Origin of the sequence: Pontibacter ruber, from assembly GCF_023630205.1 — a bacterium.
Lineage (GTDB): Bacteria > Bacteroidota > Bacteroidia > Cytophagales > Hymenobacteraceae > Pontibacter > Pontibacter ruber.
Map to the genome: position 1 here is coordinate 956,275 of NZ_JALPRR010000001.1, position 17,670 is coordinate 973,944.

The following is a 17,670-nucleotide window of genomic DNA, read 5'->3' on the forward strand; positions in this document are numbered from 1 at the left end:
AGTGAATGTTTAGCCGTACAAGTATAGCAAAACATTCACTCTTCTTTTTAGAAGCAACATTAAAACTATGAGGTTCGAGGATATCAAGACGATAGGGATAGTAGGTGCCGGCACCATGGGGCAGGGCATTGCGCAGATCTGTGCACAGGCGGGTTATAAAACGATCCTGTTCGATATTAATGCACAGATACTGCAAAAAGCCGAGGCTACTACCGCCAGCAACCTGAGCAAAGGTGTGGAGCGCGGCAAACTGACCGATGCTGATAAACAGGCGACGCTTGCTAACCTCTCCTTCACGGGTGATACCCTTACCCTCAGCTGCGATGTGATCATCGAGGCGGTGGTAGAGCGCCTGGAGGTAAAACAGAGCATTTTCAAGGATCTGGATGCGGTAAACTCACCCGACACGATCTTTGCTTCCAACACCTCCTCCATTCCGATTACGCGCATAGCAGCCGGTATTCCGAACCCGGAGCGTGTGGTGGGCATGCACTTTTTCAATCCGGCTCACATCATGAAGCTGGTAGAAGTGATTTCCGGTGCCGCTACATCGCCGGAAGTAGCTGAAACCATCCGCCAGCTGGCCCTGAAGCTGGACAAAAAGCCGGTGATGGCGCAAGATTCTCCAGGCTTCATCGTTAACCGGGTAGCACGCCACTTTTACGTGGAAGGGCTTAAGCTGCTTGAGGAAGGTGTTGCCGATGTGCAGACCATAGACAAGCTCATGCAGGCCAGCGGTTTTAAGATGGGCCCTTTCGAGCTGATGGACCTGATCGGTGTTGATACAAATTACTCGGTAACCAGCTCTATGTTCGAGGCTTTCCATTATGATCCGAAATTCAGACCAAGCCGCATACAACAGCAGAAAGTGGACGCCGGCCACCACGGGCGCAAGTCCGGCAAAGGCTTTTATACTTATGAGTAGGCTGCTGCCGCTCCTGTTGCTGCTCGTCTTTGCTGTTGCCTGCAGCGACAGCGATGAAGGCCCGGGCATACCCAATGTGCCGGTAAGCGAACAGATCAACGTTACCAGCCTGCAGTACCCGAAGCTGCGCCAGGACGGCGGCTACGCATACTTAACGCAGGGCTACAAAGGCATCATTGTGGTACGCCAGCATGCCAATTTATACTTAGCTTTTGAGCGGGCCTGCCCCTACAACCCCGATTGCGCGGTTGAAGTTGACCAGTCTAACCTGTTTATCGTTGACAAATGCTGCGGCTCGCAGTTCAATTTTCAGGGTGGCGTGATGAGCGGACCGGCAGTTTATGGATTAAAACAATACCGAACCTCGCTGGACGGCTCTATACTGTATATCACCAATTAATTTTTTCAGATTGATTTACAGAAACTTAAATTATTTCTAAAGATTTTTTTGAGCCTACACTTGCATAATCCCGAAAGCTGCTGTAATATTGCATCATAATTCAACGGCGCACTGCCAGCGAATAACCAAAACACTCTTCCTTAGCTCAGTCGGTTAGAGCATCTGACTGTTAATCAGAGGGTCCCTGGTTCGAGCCCAGGAGGGAGAGCAAAAGCCACTCAGAAATGAGTGGCTTTTTTGTTTTTGCCCTATTCCGTTAGCTAACAATTTATCCCTCATTCGTTAGACATTATAAAAAAATCCTCCAGAAACTCTTTTCAGAGGCTCCTGAAGGATCAGAACATATCAGTTTAACTTACGCTACAGTTTCGGGCTTACTCAGTCGGGGTTTCTATTTGCGTCAGCAGCACCTTGTCTATGCGCCCCCCGTCCATGTCGACTACCTCTACTTCAAATCCGTGGTACTGAAATTTCTCGCCTGTGGTCGGGAATCTGCCCAAAGTATAAGTAATAAAGCCTGACAGGGTGGCGTAATTGTCGGGGTCCCGGCGGATAAAATCCTGCCGCAATTCCCGGTTTAAGTCACGCACCTCGATAGAGCCGCTGATCAGGTAAGAGCCATCATCCCTTCTTACTATTTCAGGTTCGTCTGTCTCGTCCAGGTCAGGCAGGTCGCCTACAATGGCCTCCAGAATGTCGTGCAGCGTAATGATGCCTTCGATGGTGCCATATTCATCGATCACAATACCGAGATAATGCTTTTGTTTTTTGAATACATTAAGTACCGCACTGGCCGGCATGGCTTCCGGAATATAGATCGGTTGATAAAGTATGGCCCGAAGCTGCTCAGGATCGCTAAAGGGCAGGTTCTCATAAAAATTCTTGGCAGTCAGGATGCCGATGATGTTGTCGAAATTGCCATCTGCAACAGGAAACTTGGAGTGGGCACTGTTATGAACGATTTCTTTTATCGTTTCCAAAGGCTGGTTGATGTCGATGAACTCTACCTCTTTGCGGTGCGTGCGCAGATTTTTGGCCCGTTGCTCGGAGTAAGTAAAAATATTCTGGTGCAACTGTATCTCTTCCTTTGCCAGTATGCCCTGCTTGCCGGCTGTTTTAATGATCTGGCGCAGCTCTTCCTCCGACATCTTCTCCTCCGTTGGCTCCTTTATACCTACTACCTTGATCACAAAGTTGGTAGAACCGGAAAGCAACTTCACCAAAGGCATGGTAAGCGTGGTAAATACCTTAATGACAGGGGCTACGGCCAGGGCAATGGCATCGGCATTACCAAGGGCAATTGTTTTGGGTATAAGCTCCCCTATCACTATGGAAAAGTAGGTGATCAGGCCGATTACAATGATGATGGAGAGTGTATTAGCGTAAGGCGCCAGAAAATTTATCCCTGAAAGCCATACGTTGAAGTCATCGGAAAGTGCAGCCCCACCATAAGCGCCTGATATGATCCCGATCAGGGTGATGCCCACCTGTATGGCAGAAAGAAAGTCCTCCGGCTCTTCGAGCAGCCCCTGTACCGTTTGTGCTCTTTTGTTTCCCTGCTTGGCTCTCTGCGCCATCCTGTTCTTGTTAACAGAAATAATAGACAGCTCCGAGAGGGCAAAAAAGCCATTCAGCATGGTTAAGAGAAACAGAACAACAATTTCCATTTATGCACTAAAAAAGTATATGCACTAAAGGTAGGAAATACTATGCAATGCTGCAGTCATTTACTGGTTATACTTAAAGCAAGCTTCTGCTGCTACTCGTTTAACGGGGTAAAGCAAGAGACAGCAATCGGCCCAACGTTCCTCCTGATCTGGAGGTGCTGCAGTCAGGCAGAACCAACTAGAGCTATACTTCCTCTCATGCCTCCTTCTTAACCTTTTCATTCTAAATGCAGTATCTTCTTATACATGGTAATATTGCCATATAAGCGGATGATTGTAACAACTTTATACTTAAGCTACCCGATCTGATGCTTGAACCGATAACCTTACAACTATGAAAAATATCAGAACATACTTCTCCATATTATTTGTGCTGCTGGCCGTGACGCTTAGCAGTTGCGAATTTATAGGCGACATCTTCGAAGCCGGCATGTGGACGGCGCTTATCATAATCGTGCTCATAGTACTGCTGGTGGGTTGGCTTTTCCGCAAACTCAGAAGATAAACTAAAAAGGAGCCCAAACAGGCTCCTTTTTAGTTTATGCAGACAGCAAAAAGAAAGGGAGCCTGATAGCTCCCTTTTATATTTCTACAACTATTTGTTTCGCTTCGGCATGGTACCCAGGATATAATCCCACAGCGGCGACGACACGCCATAAGCCACATTGGGGTCTTTGTAATGGTGGATACTGTGGTGAATCCAAAGCTCTTTCAAAAAGTTTTTAGGTGGCGCATACGCATGCACGGCGTAGTGCACAAACAGGTACATGGCGTAGCCAAACAGCAAGCCTGCAACAACACCAAATACAAACTGCCCAAAGATCAGCTTGAATACAAAGAAAAAGAACGAAGCAATCAGTAAGCTCACGATAGGCGGCATGGCAAGTCGCTCTTTGTCTTTCGGGTACTCGTGGTGGTTGCCATGGAACGTGTACTGTATTTTAGCCTTGGCAGGCGTATCGGTATCCATGTGGAACACGAAGCGGTGTGCCAGGTACTCGATCAGCGAGAAGATCAGCCAGCCCAGCAGAAAGAAGCCAATGGCCTCCAGCACGTTGATAAAGCTGTGCGTGATGCCGTAATAAATTAGCCCGATAGCGATAACGATGAAAATAGAAATAGGAAGGGCAATGTGCGTTCTTGTCAGTCTTTCCAGAACCGGATTCCGGAATATCTGTGCGCGTCCTTTGTGGTTCGGTTTCATATCTTATTTATGCTATATGTATTCGGCTGCAATATTACTTAAAAAATAAAGCACGGAGTATCTGCTTTGCTAGGGCATAAACGGGATAGACTATATATAGTTTATTAACGTCAATAAAGCCTCTGAGGTCTGAATATTTCCCGATAAAGTATAATGCGCCTGCCTATAAAACCATAGTCGTTCACTCAATGTTTTGGTCATGAAGTGGTTAAGCTCTTCTGTAGACTTACCGGCAAGCAGCGGACGCACCGACAAATCAGAGTTTAAAAGCCGATTTACAAGCTCCTCAACGGGCACATCCAGGAAAAAACTTTTCCCGCTCCGGTTAATAAACTGCATGTTATCGAGGAAGCAAGGCGCCCCTCCACCCGTAGCGATCACTGCCTGGTCGTATTCCTGCACCACCGCCTCCAGTGCCTGTCGTTCTTTTAACCGGAATTGCTCCTGCCCTTCCTGCTCAAACAGCTGCGCTATACTTTTGCCTTCCCGCCGCTCGATGTACTCGTCCAGATCCACGAAAGTATAACCTAACTGAGTTGCCAGTTGCCGCCCTAAAGTGGTTTTACCGGAGCCCATCATGCCAACCAGGAAAATGCGCATAGCTTGTGGAATTATGAATTAGAAATTATGAATTATGAATGACTACAGAAGCGATCGCTGCGTGTTTTCACCAGCAAGCACGACGGCCGGTGAAGTATAACTTGTTGGTGAAGACACCAACAAGGGCCAAATCGCGACGAACACTTAGAGGACACTAACAAGGGCAAAGGTATTAAGAGATGCCTTTAAAACGATGAATGCTGAACTATAAACCTCATTCATAATTCAGCATTCATCATTCATAATTACTTCAAGGCTTATTCCACTTTTACGCGTGGGTCAAGGGCGGCGTAGAGCAGGTCTACAAAGATGTTGATAAGTACGAACAGGAATGCAACAAACAGGGTGGCTCCCATTACCAGCGGGAAGTCAAGGTTTTGCACTGCCTGAATGGTAACTGCTCCCAGCCCTTTCCAATTGAAGATATACTCGATGAAAAAGGCACCCGCCATAAGCGAAGCCATCCAGCCCGAGGCTGCCGTAACCACTGGGTTAAGCGCATTTTTCAGGGCATGTCCCACAATCACATGGTAACGGTCCAGGCCTTTGGCGCGGGCAGTGCGAATGTAGTCCTGCGACATCACATCGAGCATGGAACTGCGGGTAAGCTGCACGATCACGGCCAGCGGACGGATACCCAGCGCAATAGCAGGCAACAGCAGGTTGCGCAGCATAAGCTTTTTACCTTCAAACGGATCGATCTCGTAGAGCTGCCCTGTCAGGCTGAGGCCGGTCCAGCTGCTCCAGTAAAAGCCAAAGGTGATGGCTATAAGTATGGCCGCCACAAACGAGGGCACCGAAATGCCAAGCACCGATGAAGTAACCAATGTATGATCTAAGGTGCTATGCGGGCGCAGCGATGCCAGTACTCCGAATAGTATGCCGAACACAGTAGCAATGAGCATAGCAGCCAAGGCCAGCCAAAGCGTACCCGGAAAGTGGTCGAGCAGGATGTCGGTTACATTTTTATTGGTCTGGAACGAGCGGCGCAGGTAGGGCGTCTTCCACACCAAGGCATCCTCCCCTAAGTCAACAAGTTTGCTGTACTCATACTTCTGCTGGTTAGCTTCCGTATCCTCGTGCACCGACAGCGGCGATACATCGTTCATGTAGTAAAGCAGCTGTGTTGGTAACGGCTTGTCCAGGCCCAGGTCTTTCGTAATGGCTTCGCGGGTGCTCAGGTCCGAGCGCTGGCCCGCCAGCAACGCCACCGGATCGCCGGGCAGCACGTTGAACAGGAAAAACACTGCCACCAGCACTCCCATCAATATCAGCAATCCATGCCCGAGCCGGCTAAGTATAAATCCAAGGAATTTCATTTGTTGTGTTAAACTATTTTGTCGCTTTTCTGCAGATTGTGCCTAGCACAGAGCAGCTGGATATTATCTATTTTAAGGGATGTGCCACCCTTTGAGAATGGTAAAATATGATCAAAATGAAGATTGTCACTGCTCCCGCACTCAACACACTTACCTTTATCACGTTTCCATACTTCCAATTTAACAGAAGTAGGTATCATTCTATTATGATTTAGATCTTTAAGCTCATCTGCTCTCTCAGCTTTCTCCGAGATGGTTTTATCTGATATTCTTAACTTAAATTTGAAAACGCTTCTATTCTCTGACTCTTCTTGCCAAGCATCAATGAGTTCAAAAACACCATTGTACACCCAAATTCCATCTTTAATCTTTTCATACACCTTTATTAGTTCAGGTTCTGAATCACTATTTTTAAAATTATGGGCAGCCTGAAAGAATTTCCCATTTTGAGTTAAAGCACCTTTAGGAGTAATCATCAACTGGTCGACCAACTTAGGGTAAGCCGCTTCATTTCTCGGAACGTCATGCCCCTCGTAAATTAGTACTTGACCATCATCTTCCAATCTATCAGCATAAGGTGCTCCTTTACGCAAAGACATCAATATAACACTTGTCTTACCGTTTACTTGGAAGTTCATTCCGCGCTGCAGAGAATAGCCCTCTGAAAGGCACATCTCATTGTAAGAAATTATATCTCCTGGCTGAATTGATTGCATGATTATATCGCTAGGATTAGTGTTACAGCAACCCCTTCACCTCTTCCATCCCCGGCGTATCGTTGTGGTGCCACATGCCTTTCACGGTGCCGTTTTGCAGCAGCATGAGGCCCGGGTTGGATCGGATCATGGTTTTAAGTACCGTGCCGTCGCCGAAGAAGTATGGGGCTGCCAGGTTTACCTCATGACGAAATTCCTCGAACTCCTGGCTGCTGGCTGAAGTCAAAACTACAGGTGCTATGCCCTGCTGCCCTGCAGCTTTCACTAGTTGGTTGATCTTGTCAAAATTATCGCGGTTAGCTTTGGTGGTATTGTGTACCACAATGATCAGCTTGTTGCCTGACAGCACCTCCTGTGTAAAGTCACCCTGGTCGTTCCATACATTAAAGTCCGTGATCTTCGGGCCATCTTCTGGATTGATCGCTACCATCTCCTTGAAAGTATAGCTCTGGTCCGTTGGATATTCTTCAAACTCCTGCTCTTCGCCGTTCTTCACCATGATGTATTTATACTTCAGTGGGGCCGATGGCTTCATCAGCGTCGGGATGTTGTTGCCAATCTTGTAAGCGCGGAAGTCGATGTAGGGCAGGTGCTCGTAGGCGTACCAGCCAATGCCCACCGAAAGTATAGCTACGAGTGCTGTTACAGTAGCCCCCACGGTGGCACTGGTCAGCGGCTGCAGGTAGCGGCGCGTGAACAGCAGCACCACGATCATCACCAGCAGCACCACGTCTTTCGTGAACGACTCCCAAGGCGTCAGCTTAATGGCATCGCCGAAGCAGCCGCAGTCGGTTACCTTGTTGAAGTAGGCTGAGTAGAACGTCAGGAAGGTGAAGAAGACGATCATGGCCAATAGCAACCACAGCACTTCTTTTAGTTTCCAACGGATCAGCAGCGCCACACCCAGCACGATTTCGGCCGCGCTCAGGAAAACGGACAGGAACAGCGCCGCCGGTTTCAGCGACAAAAACAGCGGCGAAATGTCTTCCGAAAATACCTCGAAGTATTCTTCCAGTTTGATGGCCGTGCCTACCGGGTCGTTGATCTTGATCAGGCCCGAGAAGATGAAGAGCACCCCTACAAAGAGCCAGAAAAACTTACTTATGTATTTCATACCTTCTGAGTTAGAAAGTTAGAGAGTTAAAGATTTAGAAAGTTTATAGTTGTGCATCCAACACACCCCTACCCCTCTCAAGAGGGGATTTTCTCCCCTCCTGTTTTTAGGAGGGGTCAGGGGAAGGTTATCCCGCAAAGCCCAGTTTGATCAGCGCGAACACGGCGTAGTTGATCATGTCGCGGTAGTTGGCTTCTACGCCTTCCGAGATCAGCGTCTGGCCCTGGTTGTCTTCGATCTGCTTGGTGCGGTAGAGCTTCATCAGGATAATGTCAGTGATGGAGCTCACGCGCATGTCGCGCCAGGCCTCGCCGTAGTCGTGGTTTTTGGCGTTCAGCAGTTTAATATTCTCCTCGATTTGCTCGCTGTACATGCGCTCCACCTCTTCTGCCGACAGCGTCAGTTCCTGGTTGTCCTGCAGGTTCATCTGCATCAGCGCGATCACGCAGTAGTTGATAATGCCTACAAACTCGTCGCGGATATCATCTTCCACCAACTGCACGCCCTTCTCCTGTATGGAACGGATGCGCTGGGCCTTGATAAAGATCTGATCAGTAATGGAAGGCAGCCGCAGCACACGCCAGGCGGTGCCGTAGTCGATGGTTTTTTTGACGAAGGTATCTTTGCAGCGCGTTACTACCTGATTATATTCCTGGAGTGTTTGACTAATCAACTTTTTAACTTTAATTTTAGAATCAATTGACGGAAATGCCAACATTGGAATCGAAAGATAAGCTTTTTCGAAAAAAAAGCACACTTAACTGCCGCGGAAAAATCCTGCAGCTCGACACGCCGCAGGTGATGGGCATCCTCAATGTTACCCCCGATTCTTTTTATGCAGGCAGCCGCCTGAGCTCTGTGAGCGAAGCCGTGCAAAAAGCCGAAGCCATGCTGGCCGAAGGCGCCGACATCCTGGACATCGGCGGTTACTCTACCCGTCCGGGCGCAGCGGAGGTATCGGAGCAGGAAGAACTGGACCGCGTAGTGCCGGCTGTAGAGGCCATCATGCAGGCTTTTCCGGAGGCAATACTTTCAGTCGATACGTTCCGGGCAAAGGTAGCAGAGGCAGCTATTAACGCTGGCGCTTCCATCATCAACGATATTTCGGCAGGCAACCTCGACGAGGCCATGTATGAAATGGTAGCCCGCTTGCAGGTGCCTTACATCCTGATGCACATGCGCGGCACGCCGCAAACCATGAACACCCTGACTGATTACGAGGATGTGGTGCTGGATGTGCTCGACGAACTGCAGAAGCAGGTAGCCATACTTACACAGCTCGGCGTGAAGGATATTATCCTCGATCCCGGCTTTGGATTTGCCAAGACAATTGACCAGAACTTTCAGTTACTGAACCGGCTGGAGGAACTTCGTATACTTGAATTGCCTTTACTAGTAGGAGTTTCGCGCAAATCCATGACTTATAAGTACCTGGGCATTAACCAGTCGGAAGCATTGGCCGGCACCATTGCGCTTAATACTATTGCCTTGATGAAGGGTGCCGCCATTTTGCGGGTGCACGACGTAAAAGAAACTAAACAGACCGTACAACTATACACGAAAACAACGCTTTGACTCTTTTATTTACACTGGGTTTTCTGGAGATTGAGCTGCTCGACATTATCGATATTCTGCTCGTTACTGTGCTGCTGTACCAACTGTACAAGCTGCTTACTGGTAGCGTGGCGCTGAAGATCTTCCTGGGTCTGCTCTCAATTTATCTTTTATACCTGGTGGTAAGGGCGGCGGGCATGGAACTGCTCAGCATCATACTTGGCCAGTTCATGGGTGTGGGTGTTTTGGCAGCTATCATTGTGTTTCAGCCCGAGATCCGGCGTTTCCTGCTGCTCATTGGTAAAACCACGGCCCTCAACCACGACCGGTTCTGGGGCTTTCCGTGGCGCCGTGAACAAACCGAAAAACTCAGCCTCACCCCTTTTATTGAAGCTGCCAAATCGTTGGCCGGCAAGAACACCGGGGCTCTTATTGTATTTGCTAAAAGTTCCGAACTGAAGTATTATGCCGAGTCGGGCGATTTGATCGACGCGGTGATCTCAAAGCGATTGCTCATGTCGATCTTCAACAAGACCAGCCCGCTGCACGATGGTGCCGTGATCATTTCGGGTAACCGTATCAAGGCAGCCCGCTGTATTTTGCCGGTTACCGAGAACACCGACATACCTGCCTCTATGGGTCTGCGCCACCGTGCTGCTATTGGCTTGTCTGAAGTAACAGACAGCGTGGTGCTGGTCGTGTCGGAAGAGACCGGCCAGATTGCCCTGGTACGCAACGGCGAAGTATTCCGCAACCTCTCCTCTGCCGACCTGCGCGTTAAGCTAAACCAATTCCTGTTCGATACCGACCAGAAGGCCACAGCTGCACCTGCCGAAAAATCGGTGACCGCGGCGTAAGGTTTATACCACCTGAAAATAATATCACCTGGGTGCTGTAGCAGAAAATCATTTCCGTTGCAGCACTTTCGTTTTAGCAGTCTTTTATACTTGCCGGTCACGGTAGAACTATAGCTACAATGCTTCCGGGAGATTATACTACAATGTGTAGAATACAGGCTACACTTCCCACACTTATTCCCCACTTTCTCAAATCCCTCCTGTTTACTTAAACGCTTGCCTATAAGGAACTTACACTTTAAACTGCTTTCTGGCATGGTTCTGCTTTAATGGTTAGCTGTAAACATTCTCAATCACAAAAACCACAACCATGAAAAAGGCAACATTTATAGCGGCAGCTATCGCATTACTAGGGGTAACGTCCATCAACGCCAATGCTCAGACAGCAACACAGGCAACCGAGCAAACGCAGCAGGACACCAACAAAGAGAAAGTAACGCAGGAGCAGCTTCCGGAGCCGGTAAAAGCCGTGCTGTCGCACGAAACATATAAAGACTGGACTGTAGGTGATATCTATAAAGTGAAGCCGGAGAAGGGAGCAAAAGCGAAGGCTCTATACGAGATCAGCCTGACGAATGCAGCCGGCCAGAGCGGCACGCTTCTTTTGGACGAGGCTGGCAAGGATGCCTCAGCCGGCAAGTAAACCATCAACTTATACATAAAGGGGCAAAAAGAGCCTTCGCACAAGCGGAGGCTTTTTTTATTGCAGTAATCCGAACATTGTTCAATACTGCAGCTATACTTTATACTTTCTTCCTTCTGTTCCAGTATACCCAGTAAGCCAAAAGCCCCACCACAGGTACAACCCACAGCACCACCATCCACAACAGCCGCTCGGTAAGCACATAATCTGTTTTAAAAATAAGATGGGCAATGGTCAGGATAACGCCAGTATAGTAGACGGCAACAAGTATAAAAATAAAGTTGAAGGAGACAGGATAATCCATGGATGCAGCAGGCTATGTATGAAATAAGCGAATAGTTTATCCGAACAGCACGTTGCTCAGGAACCAGGCAAGGTACAGCAAGGCGGGCGCACAGAGCAACAGAATGGTGCCGATATTAAACCGGAACCACTCCCAACTCAGCAGCATGCTCAGGTACGCTTCTACCGACAACAGCAACGAGAAGTAAAACGCGATCTGCATCAAAGTATAAATGATGTTAGCCTCGCCCCGCATATCAGCAGTAGTGTACGCCAGAAACGATATCACGAACCAGGACAGCACCGTACCCAGCAACACCTGCCCCGGCTTTATCTTTATGTTGTTCATACTTCTGCTCGTTTTTGTTATACTAAGGTACATAAAAATAAAGCCACCCCCAACCGGGAGTGGCTTTTCTATACGTTGCAAAGTATAACCTTACTGAATTACACCCAGCTCTTTGCCTACTTCGGTAAAAGCAGCAATACACTTGTCGATATGCACCCTGTCGTGCACGGCAGACAACTGCACACGGATACGCGCCTGACCTTTAGGCACTACCGGGTAGTAGAAACCGATCACGTAGATGCCTCTGTCCAGCATGCGGGCAGCAAACTCCTGCGCCAGCGGCGCATCGTACAGCATTACCGGCACAATCGGGTGGTCGCCTGGCTTGATGTCGAAACCAGCTGCAGTGATCTGCTCACGGAAGTACTTGGTGTTCCACTCCAACTTGTCGCGCAGCTCGGTGGTGGAGCGCAGCATATCAAGCACGGCAATAGAAGCACCTACAATAGATGGCGCCAGCGAGTTAGAGAACAGGTACGGACGCGAGCGCTGGCGCAGCATGTCGATGATCTCTTTCTTGCCTGACGTGAAACCACCCATGGCACCGCCCAGGGCTTTGCCCAGCGTACCGGTAATGATGTCTATTTTATCCATCACGTTGTGGTATTCGTGCGTGCCGCGACCTGTCTTGCCCATAAAGCCGGTTGAGTGCGAATCATCCACTAAAATCAGTGCTCTGTATTTGTCAGCCAGCTCCACGATCTTATCCAGCTGCGCCACGGTGCCGTCCATCGAGAAAGCGCCGTCTGTTACAATGATGCGGTGCTTGGTGTTGGCGTTTACCGCCTCCTGTAGCTTTGCCTCCAGGTCTGCCATGTTGTTATGCTCGTAACGGAAACGCTGCGCTTTGCACAGGCGGATACCGTCAATGATGGAAGCATGGTTCAGGGCATCGGAGATGATCGCTGAATCGGCATCGAACAAAGGCTCGAATACACCACCGTTGGCGTCGAAAGCAGCAGCGTAAAGTATAGTATCTTCTGTTCCTAAGAACTCCGACAGCTTACGTTCCAGTTCTTTGTGGATGTCCTGTGTACCACAGATAAAGCGTACGGAGCTCATGCCGTAGCCGTGCGTGTCAATAGCATGCTTGGCTGCCTCGATCACCTTCGGGTGCGAAGAAAGGCCCAGGTAGTTGTTGGCGCAGAAGTTAAGCACGTGTGCCTGCTGTGTGGTATCAATGTCGGCACCCTGCGGCGTGGTGATGATACGCTCTTTTTTATACAAGCCAGCTTCCTGTATCTCAGCAAGCTGTTTTTCTAAATCAGGTTTTAAGGTTTCGTACATGAGTTATTTCGTCTATCGTTATTCGTTACTCGTTTTCGGTTCTCTAAAGTATAAATTTATACTTAAACGCCGGTTGCGTCGCCTGTTTCATCCGGTTTGGTCGGTCGGCGCATGATCGGGCGCGGACGCGGCGGCTTTGGCTGTTCTTCCGGTGCTGGTGCTTCTGTTTGCAGTGGCTTCTCTGTTTCCGGTTCTACTTCCGGTACCGGTGTTTGTGCTGCAGCAGGTGGTGCAGGACGTTTGATAACAGGCCGAGGCCTTGGCGGCTTCGGCTTTTCTTCCTGCGCGGCAGTTGCTTCCGGTGCCGATTGCGGCGGCACTTCCTCTGCTAGCTTTACCTCCTCCTGCTCTGCCGGATTGGTAAGCGCAGTTGGTCGCTTGATAACCGGACGCGGACGTGGTGGTTTAGGCGCCTCTTCAGCAGCCGGTGTTGGCACTGTTTCTTCTGACGGTGCTGCAGGGGCAGCAGGCTCCGGCTCCTGTGGCGGTTTCTGCAAGGCTGTTGGGCGCTTGATCACTGGTCTAGGTCGCGGTGCCTTCGGTACCTCAGGTGTTTCTGCGGCTGCGGGTGTTTCCGTTTTTTCCGCTGCGTCCTCTCCTGCTGGTTTTTGCAGTGCAGCCGGGCGTTTAATTACCGGCCTCGGGCGGGCAGCAGGTTTAGCTGCCTCTGCTCCTGCTTCTGCAGCAGGCTCCTGCGGCGCTGGCGCAGCCGTATCAGCTGATGGCGCAGCGGCAGGCTTGGGTATAACAGGTCGTTTGATAACCGGACGCGGACGAGCAACAGCCTCTTCTGCTGGTTTTTCGCCGGCAGGTGCTTCGCCTTCCGCTGTTGGTTTTTGCAGGGCAGCGGGGCGTGCAATCACTGGTCTTGGCTTTGGTGCTGCGGCAGGCACAACTGGCTTTTGCTCAGATGTTTCCTGTGGAACACCGGGTGCAGGCACTGCAGCAGAGCCCGCTTCTGCAGGAGGGGCCGCAGGCGGCGCGGCACGTCTGGCTACGGCTGGTCGTGGAGCGGCTGTGGTTACCAGCTTCGGCACGTCTTCTTCGCGCAGGTGGTAGCGGATCCGCACATCGTTGATGAGCATCTTCACGGCCATATAAAAGCTGTTGGGGTGCATCTGCGCATACATCTGCTCCCAGGCTTTGTAGCGAGCCGGGTCTTCTGCCTTAAAAGCAGCCTTGCTTATCCGTTTCTTTACCAGGTACTCTTCAAACGTCATGCTTCAGTTGCGCTGTGCCTGCTTTCTTTTTCTTCGCAAATGTACGGGCCTGGCGCCTATTTCAGGCCATCGCTAAGCCAGATACAAACGCTATACTTTACAAAGATAGAAAATTCGGGCGCCTGAAACAGCGTGTGGTCTGCTTTCTGTCTGCTCCTGCCTGCATTATCAAATGGTTAAATCTGCTTTTGCCTCTTCTCCGGCCCAAACTGCTGCCCTACCTTTGCACGCAAGGTGATAAAGGTTAGATTAGATTAGTGGATGAGGACGCTTGCTGTGTGGCAGGCGTTTTCTCTTTTGCACCTTTCCAACCTGTTTCTGCTCCCATCATGTTTCTTCTCAATTATACTTTCACTATTGCACTGAAATCGGTTACTTTGTGAGGATTAGATTTCTTTAACTATGGCAAACACAAGTGACACGGTATTGGTAATTGGTGCCTGCGGACAGCTTGGCTCAGAACTCACCCTTGAGCTTCGCAACATGTATGGCGGATCGAATGTAGTAGCCGCCGATATCTCGGCCCCTAAGCAGGCAGATCTGCGCGATTCAGGCCCTTTTGAGAAAGTGGATGTGCTGGATACGAAGGTACTGGCAGAATTAGCTTCTAAGTATAAATTTAAGCAGATATACCACCTGGCTGCCGTGTTGTCGGCCACTGGTGAGAAGAACCCGAAGTTTGCCTGGCGCCTGAACATGGACGGCCTGTTTAACGTGCTGGACCTGGCCCTGGAGCAGAAAGTAGAGAAAGTATACTGGCCAAGCTCTATTGCCGTTTTCGGCCCGAACACGCCACGCCAGAACACGCCGCAGCACACCATCATGGACCCGAACACGGTGTACGGCATCAGCAAGCAGGCTGGTGAACGCTGGTGCGAGTACTACTTCGAGAAGTATGGCCTGGATGTGCGCAGCCTCCGTTACCCTGGCCTGATCGGCTACAAAGCTTTGCCTGGCGGCGGCACTACTGATTATGCTGTAGATATCTACCACAAAGCCTTGGAGAGCGAGAAGTTCGAATGCTTCCTGAGCGAGGACACCTACCTGCCGATGATGTACATGCCGGATGCCCTAAAAGCTACCCTGGACCTGATGCATGCGCCGGCAGAGCAGGTAAAAGTACGTAGCTCGTACAACCTGAGCGCCATGAGCTTCTCGCCAAAAGAGATCGCCGCCTCCATCCGGAAACACATCCCTGATTTTGAGATCACCTACAAGCCGGACTCACGCCAGCAGATCGCTGACTCCTGGCCGCAAAGCATAGACGACAGCGCTGCCCAGCTGGACTGGGGCTGGAAACCAGCTTACAACCTGGATGCCATGACTGAGGACATGCTCCTGAACCTGAAGAAAATGAAGGAAGAGCAGACGCTGGCGTAGGCAGTAAGTATAAAGTATAAGTATGGAAGGGTGAGGCCAGTGGCCTCACCCTTTTTTATTTTACCAACCTTTTAATTCACCTAAACAAAAAAATATTAACTTAATACTATATTTGGAATAATTATTGCTCTAGTGTGATCATCATTCATTTTATCCAACCTTAAACAAATTTGTATGAAAAACACACTACTCACAGTAGCACTTGCCTTCATAGCCACCTTCTCAGCTCAGGCGCAAGATACCCTCTCCACCTCCACAGTTAGTTTGAAACCTGTTGCAGGTGATAGAACAGCCGAGGTAGGTTTTAACTTTTCTTATGGCACTTTTCTAAAAGGTGGCCAACTGGCCTTTCGTAAGTTTACAACTGATACTAAAGCAGTACGGTTAGGTTTAAGTGCTAATTTTAACAATGATCATCCCGCTGATAAAGTAACTGCTGTTTATGGTACCATAGGAGTTACTCCAGGTATTGAGCGTCATTTTGCTGGCACCAAGCGCTTGTCTCCTTATATGGGCGCAGAACTTCCCTTATCTTATACTTACAGTAAATACGAGGATGAGACTAAATCTATAAAGGGAGCATTTGGCGAAGGAGGGTCGAATAGAGCTAACGTTGGTGTTGGTCTGAATGCAATTGCGGGGATAGACCTTTATCTTCTGAAGAACTTTTATGTAGGTTTTGAGTTTGGTGCAGGTATTTCTTATAGAAACTACCAGGATGTAAAAGTAGATTTTAAGGAAGACTTTTTGGAAGATCGTACCATTGAAGGAAGAAACAGCATAAACTTTAATACATTTACCAATGGTGGTCTTCGCTTAGGCTTCGTTTTCTAACAGCGCAACAACAACTTCTAACGGCTCCGTTGCTAAACATTAGCACGGAGCTTTTTTTGTTTCTAACCCTTGCCCTGCAAAAGCAGTTTATACTGGAGCAAAGTATAACTCAAACATCATGATCGTTAATGCTATACCTGAAGGTTGGGAAGTAATATACCAGCAGGCGCATGGGGTGCTGGCGGCTCAACTGGCTTACCACCTCAAACCGGAGCTGCAATCCCGCTACTGGGTCGAAACCATCATTGCCATTGCCAACCACGACGACCGCCAAAAACAGTGGCAGGGAAAGGACGGACTAACCAAGGCGGGTGCGCCTGCCGACTTCACGCTGCTGCCCGTTACCATAGATCAGGCAAAAGATTTAATGCGCGCAGTTCGTTTCCAGAGCCGATGGGCAGCGCTGCTTACTTCCATGCACATGAGTTACCTCTACGAGAGCGAGCGCGGCAATAGCAAAGACAAGGACCTCTTTCTGGATGAACAACAGGAACTGCAAAAGAACTACCGCCGGGAGCTGAAAATCAAAAAGGAGGAAGCAGAAAAAGCATACGCAGTGCTGCAGTGGTGCGACCGCCTCTCGCTTATACTTTGCAAAAACGAATTACCCGCCGATGAACGAGCGCTGGAGATTACGGCCGGCCCTGACGGTGAAGTATACTTTATAAAAAAGTTGGCAGATGAGACACTGCAAATCCTACCCTGGCCTTTTACCCCGGACAAACTGGAAGTACAGGTAGAATACAGAACGCTGCAGCAGCTATACTTTAAGAACGATGATGAGCTGGCCCAAGCGCTTTACCAGACCAAAGTAAAATGTAAAACCTGGTTACTCCGAAAGTGACTTCTCTATAATGCATTATACTTTGCTCTTAGCGCCCATTTATTAGCGCGTGTGTATTAACCTATATTCCGGATTCTACGTCTACAATGCAGCAGGCAGGCACTCTTTATACTTTAACCAGCACCTGCAATTATATTTGATAGAAACCAATGACCATACTTGAATCCAACGATCACCACCTAAGACAGCTTATCTTTGAAAGGCACAGGGTAATTGTAAAATTTACCGACGAGGCTTGCCCTGTCTGCAAAGCCTTATCCCCGAAATTCACCCAGATAGCCACAGAACCCGCTTACAGGGATATTACCTTTGTCCGGATGAACGCCAAAGAAAACCCCGTTTCGCAGAAAGAAGTGAAAATGACGGGCACTCCTTTTTTTGCCATCTACAAAGACAGTACCCTGCTTGATTGCGGCATCATCTCTACCGAAGAGGCACTTCGCAGCATGTTAAACAAGCTCCTTTAATTATTTCG

General features: G+C 49.2%; 21 protein-coding genes and 1 tRNA gene. 11 read left to right on the plus strand and 11 right to left on the minus strand.

Going from position 1 to position 17,670, the window contains the following annotated elements:
- The first annotated feature begins 67 nt into the window (after positions 1–67).
- The 3 genes from MJ611_RS04215 (at position 68) to MJ611_RS04225 (ending at position 1,533) form a co-directional block, all read left to right on the plus strand.
- Positions 68–925 carry a 3-hydroxyacyl-CoA dehydrogenase NAD-binding domain-containing protein gene (locus MJ611_RS04215; protein WP_250428258.1) on the plus strand — a complete coding sequence of 286 codons (858 nt, stop codon included), beginning with the start codon at positions 68–70 and terminating at the stop codon, positions 923–925.
- A complete protein-coding gene (locus tag MJ611_RS04220) occupies positions 918–1,325 on the plus strand; it encodes a hypothetical protein (RefSeq protein WP_250428260.1) in 408 nt (135 codons plus the stop codon). The genes MJ611_RS04215 and MJ611_RS04220 overlap by 8 nt, the downstream gene beginning before the upstream one ends.
- A gap of 134 nt (positions 1,326–1,459) precedes the next feature.
- Positions 1,460–1,533: transfer RNA gene (locus MJ611_RS04225), tRNA-Asn, on the plus strand.
- Positions 1,534–1,699: 166 nt separating this feature from the next.
- Here the strand turns inward: MJ611_RS04225 and MJ611_RS04230 are convergent.
- Entirely contained in the window at positions 1,700–2,992 is a 1,293-nt protein-coding gene (locus tag MJ611_RS04230) for a hemolysin family protein (protein ID WP_250428262.1), read from the minus strand.
- 334 nt (positions 2,993–3,326) lie between these two features.
- Between MJ611_RS04230 and MJ611_RS04235 the strand changes: the two genes are divergently transcribed.
- The gene (locus tag MJ611_RS04235) at positions 3,327–3,497 is read left to right on the plus strand and encodes a hypothetical protein (protein WP_250428264.1); all 171 of its coding nucleotides are present in this window, start codon (positions 3,327–3,329) and stop codon (positions 3,495–3,497) included.
- A 90-nt stretch (positions 3,498–3,587) separates the two neighbouring features.
- Here MJ611_RS04235 and MJ611_RS04240 read toward each other — a convergent pair whose 3' ends face one another.
- The 6 genes from MJ611_RS04240 to MJ611_RS04265 form a co-directional block, all read right to left on the minus strand.
- On the minus strand, positions 3,588–4,196 hold the full coding sequence (locus tag MJ611_RS04240) for a sterol desaturase family protein (protein ID WP_250428266.1): 609 nt from the start codon (positions 4,194–4,196) through the stop codon (positions 3,588–3,590).
- A gap of 90 nt (positions 4,197–4,286) precedes the next feature.
- Positions 4,287–4,796, minus strand: a complete 510-nt coding sequence (locus tag MJ611_RS04245) for a shikimate kinase (RefSeq protein WP_250428267.1) — start codon at positions 4,794–4,796, stop codon at positions 4,287–4,289.
- Positions 4,797–5,053: 257 nt separating this feature from the next.
- Positions 5,054–6,115, minus strand: a complete 1,062-nt coding sequence (locus MJ611_RS04250) for an ABC transporter permease (RefSeq protein WP_250428268.1) — start codon at positions 6,113–6,115, stop codon at positions 5,054–5,056.
- 8 nt (positions 6,116–6,123) lie between these two features.
- Positions 6,124–6,831 (minus strand): HNH endonuclease, encoded by a 708-nt coding sequence (locus tag MJ611_RS04255; protein WP_250428269.1) that lies wholly within the window; start codon positions 6,829–6,831, stop codon positions 6,124–6,126.
- Between the two features lie 22 nt (positions 6,832–6,853).
- Positions 6,854–7,945 carry a BT_3928 family protein gene (locus MJ611_RS04260; RefSeq protein ID WP_250428270.1) on the minus strand — a complete coding sequence of 364 codons (1,092 nt, stop codon included), beginning with the start codon at positions 7,943–7,945 and terminating at the stop codon, positions 6,854–6,856.
- Between the two features lie 127 nt (positions 7,946–8,072).
- On the minus strand, positions 8,073–8,618 hold the full coding sequence (locus MJ611_RS04265; protein ID WP_250428271.1) for a DUF1599 domain-containing protein: 546 nt from the start codon (positions 8,616–8,618) through the stop codon (positions 8,073–8,075).
- A gap of 44 nt (positions 8,619–8,662) precedes the next feature.
- On the opposite strand from MJ611_RS04265, the gene folP reads away from it, so the two are divergent.
- The 3 genes from folP (at position 8,663) to MJ611_RS04280 (ending at position 10,999) form a co-directional block, all read left to right on the plus strand.
- Positions 8,663–9,520 carry a dihydropteroate synthase gene (gene folP, locus MJ611_RS04270; RefSeq protein WP_250428771.1) on the plus strand — a complete coding sequence of 286 codons (858 nt, stop codon included), beginning with the start codon at positions 8,663–8,665 and terminating at the stop codon, positions 9,518–9,520.
- A complete protein-coding gene (cdaA, locus tag MJ611_RS04275; protein ID WP_250428272.1) occupies positions 9,517–10,356 on the plus strand; it encodes a diadenylate cyclase CdaA in 840 nt (279 codons plus the stop codon). Before folP ends, cdaA begins: the two co-directional genes overlap by 4 nt.
- A gap of 310 nt (positions 10,357–10,666) precedes the next feature.
- Positions 10,667–10,999, plus strand: coding sequence for a hypothetical protein (locus tag MJ611_RS04280; RefSeq protein WP_250428273.1), 333 nt, complete (start codon positions 10,667–10,669; stop codon positions 10,997–10,999).
- Positions 11,000–11,099: 100 nt separating this feature from the next.
- On the opposite strand, the gene MJ611_RS04285 is transcribed toward MJ611_RS04280, so the two are convergent.
- The 4 genes from MJ611_RS04285 to MJ611_RS04300 all read right to left on the minus strand — a co-directional run bounded on the left by MJ611_RS04285 (position 11,100) and on the right by MJ611_RS04300 (position 14,137).
- Positions 11,100–11,303 carry a PLDc N-terminal domain-containing protein gene (locus MJ611_RS04285; RefSeq protein ID WP_250428274.1) on the minus strand — a complete coding sequence of 68 codons (204 nt, stop codon included), beginning with the start codon at positions 11,301–11,303 and terminating at the stop codon, positions 11,100–11,102.
- A gap of 36 nt (positions 11,304–11,339) precedes the next feature.
- A complete protein-coding gene (locus tag MJ611_RS04290) occupies positions 11,340–11,630 on the minus strand; it encodes a hypothetical protein (RefSeq protein WP_250428275.1) in 291 nt (96 codons plus the stop codon).
- 90 nt (positions 11,631–11,720) lie between these two features.
- Positions 11,721–12,917 (minus strand): glycine C-acetyltransferase, encoded by a 1,197-nt coding sequence (kbl, locus tag MJ611_RS04295; RefSeq protein ID WP_250428276.1) that lies wholly within the window; start codon positions 12,915–12,917, stop codon positions 11,721–11,723.
- A gap of 62 nt (positions 12,918–12,979) precedes the next feature.
- Positions 12,980–14,137 carry a hypothetical protein gene (locus MJ611_RS04300; protein WP_250428277.1) on the minus strand — a complete coding sequence of 386 codons (1,158 nt, stop codon included), beginning with the start codon at positions 14,135–14,137 and terminating at the stop codon, positions 12,980–12,982.
- Positions 14,138–14,539: 402 nt separating this feature from the next.
- Here MJ611_RS04300 and MJ611_RS04305 point away from each other — a divergent pair, with 402 nt between their 5' ends.
- The 4 genes from MJ611_RS04305 (at position 14,540) to MJ611_RS04320 (ending at position 17,662) form a co-directional block, all read left to right on the plus strand.
- Entirely contained in the window at positions 14,540–15,517 is a 978-nt protein-coding gene (locus tag MJ611_RS04305) for an NAD-dependent epimerase/dehydratase family protein (RefSeq protein WP_250428278.1), read from the plus strand.
- A 174-nt stretch (positions 15,518–15,691) separates the two neighbouring features.
- Positions 15,692–16,351 carry a BT1926 family outer membrane beta-barrel protein gene (locus MJ611_RS04310; protein ID WP_250428279.1) on the plus strand — a complete coding sequence of 220 codons (660 nt, stop codon included), beginning with the start codon at positions 15,692–15,694 and terminating at the stop codon, positions 16,349–16,351.
- A gap of 118 nt (positions 16,352–16,469) precedes the next feature.
- Entirely contained in the window at positions 16,470–17,195 is a 726-nt protein-coding gene (locus tag MJ611_RS04315; protein WP_250428280.1) for a DUF3891 family protein, read from the plus strand.
- A gap of 149 nt (positions 17,196–17,344) precedes the next feature.
- Positions 17,345–17,662, plus strand: coding sequence for a thioredoxin family protein (locus MJ611_RS04320; protein WP_250428281.1), 318 nt, complete (start codon positions 17,345–17,347; stop codon positions 17,660–17,662).
- Positions 17,663–17,670 lie beyond the last annotated feature (8 nt).

Bases quoted from the DNA above. Each gene is read 5' to 3' on its own strand.
- MJ611_RS04215 (WP_250428258.1), top strand. From the start codon at position 68: ATGAGGTTCGAGGATATCAAGACGATAGGGATAGTAGGTGCCGGCACC.
- MJ611_RS04220 (WP_250428260.1), top strand. From the start codon at position 918: ATGAGTAGGCTGCTGCCGCTCCTGTTGCTGCTCGTCTTTGCTGTTGCC.
- MJ611_RS04230 (WP_250428262.1), bottom strand. From the start codon at position 2,992: ATGGAAATTGTTGTTCTGTTTCTCTTAACCATGCTGAATGGCTTTTTT.
- MJ611_RS04235 (WP_250428264.1), top strand. From the start codon at position 3,327: ATGAAAAATATCAGAACATACTTCTCCATATTATTTGTGCTGCTGGCC.
- MJ611_RS04240 (WP_250428266.1), bottom strand. From the start codon at position 4,196: ATGAAACCGAACCACAAAGGACGCGCACAGATATTCCGGAATCCGGTT.
- MJ611_RS04245 (WP_250428267.1), bottom strand. From the start codon at position 4,796: ATGCGCATTTTCCTGGTTGGCATGATGGGCTCCGGTAAAACCACTTTA.
- MJ611_RS04250 (WP_250428268.1), bottom strand. From the start codon at position 6,115: ATGAAATTCCTTGGATTTATACTTAGCCGGCTCGGGCATGGATTGCTG.
- MJ611_RS04255 (WP_250428269.1), bottom strand. From the start codon at position 6,831: ATGCAATCAATTCAGCCAGGAGATATAATTTCTTACAATGAGATGTGC.
- MJ611_RS04260 (WP_250428270.1), bottom strand. From the start codon at position 7,945: ATGAAATACATAAGTAAGTTTTTCTGGCTCTTTGTAGGGGTGCTCTTC.
- MJ611_RS04280 (WP_250428273.1), top strand. From the start codon at position 10,667: ATGAAAAAGGCAACATTTATAGCGGCAGCTATCGCATTACTAGGGGTA.
- MJ611_RS04285 (WP_250428274.1), bottom strand. From the start codon at position 11,303: ATGGATTATCCTGTCTCCTTCAACTTTATTTTTATACTTGTTGCCGTC.
- MJ611_RS04290 (WP_250428275.1), bottom strand. From the start codon at position 11,630: ATGAACAACATAAAGATAAAGCCGGGGCAGGTGTTGCTGGGTACGGTG.
- kbl (WP_250428276.1), bottom strand. From the start codon at position 12,917: ATGTACGAAACCTTAAAACCTGATTTAGAAAAACAGCTTGCTGAGATA.
- MJ611_RS04300 (WP_250428277.1), bottom strand. From the start codon at position 14,137: ATGACGTTTGAAGAGTACCTGGTAAAGAAACGGATAAGCAAGGCTGCT.
- MJ611_RS04305 (WP_250428278.1), top strand. From the start codon at position 14,540: ATGGCAAACACAAGTGACACGGTATTGGTAATTGGTGCCTGCGGACAG.
- MJ611_RS04310 (WP_250428279.1), top strand. From the start codon at position 15,692: ATGAAAAACACACTACTCACAGTAGCACTTGCCTTCATAGCCACCTTC.
- MJ611_RS04315 (WP_250428280.1), top strand. From the start codon at position 16,470: ATGATCGTTAATGCTATACCTGAAGGTTGGGAAGTAATATACCAGCAG.
- MJ611_RS04320 (WP_250428281.1), top strand. From the start codon at position 17,345: ATGACCATACTTGAATCCAACGATCACCACCTAAGACAGCTTATCTTT.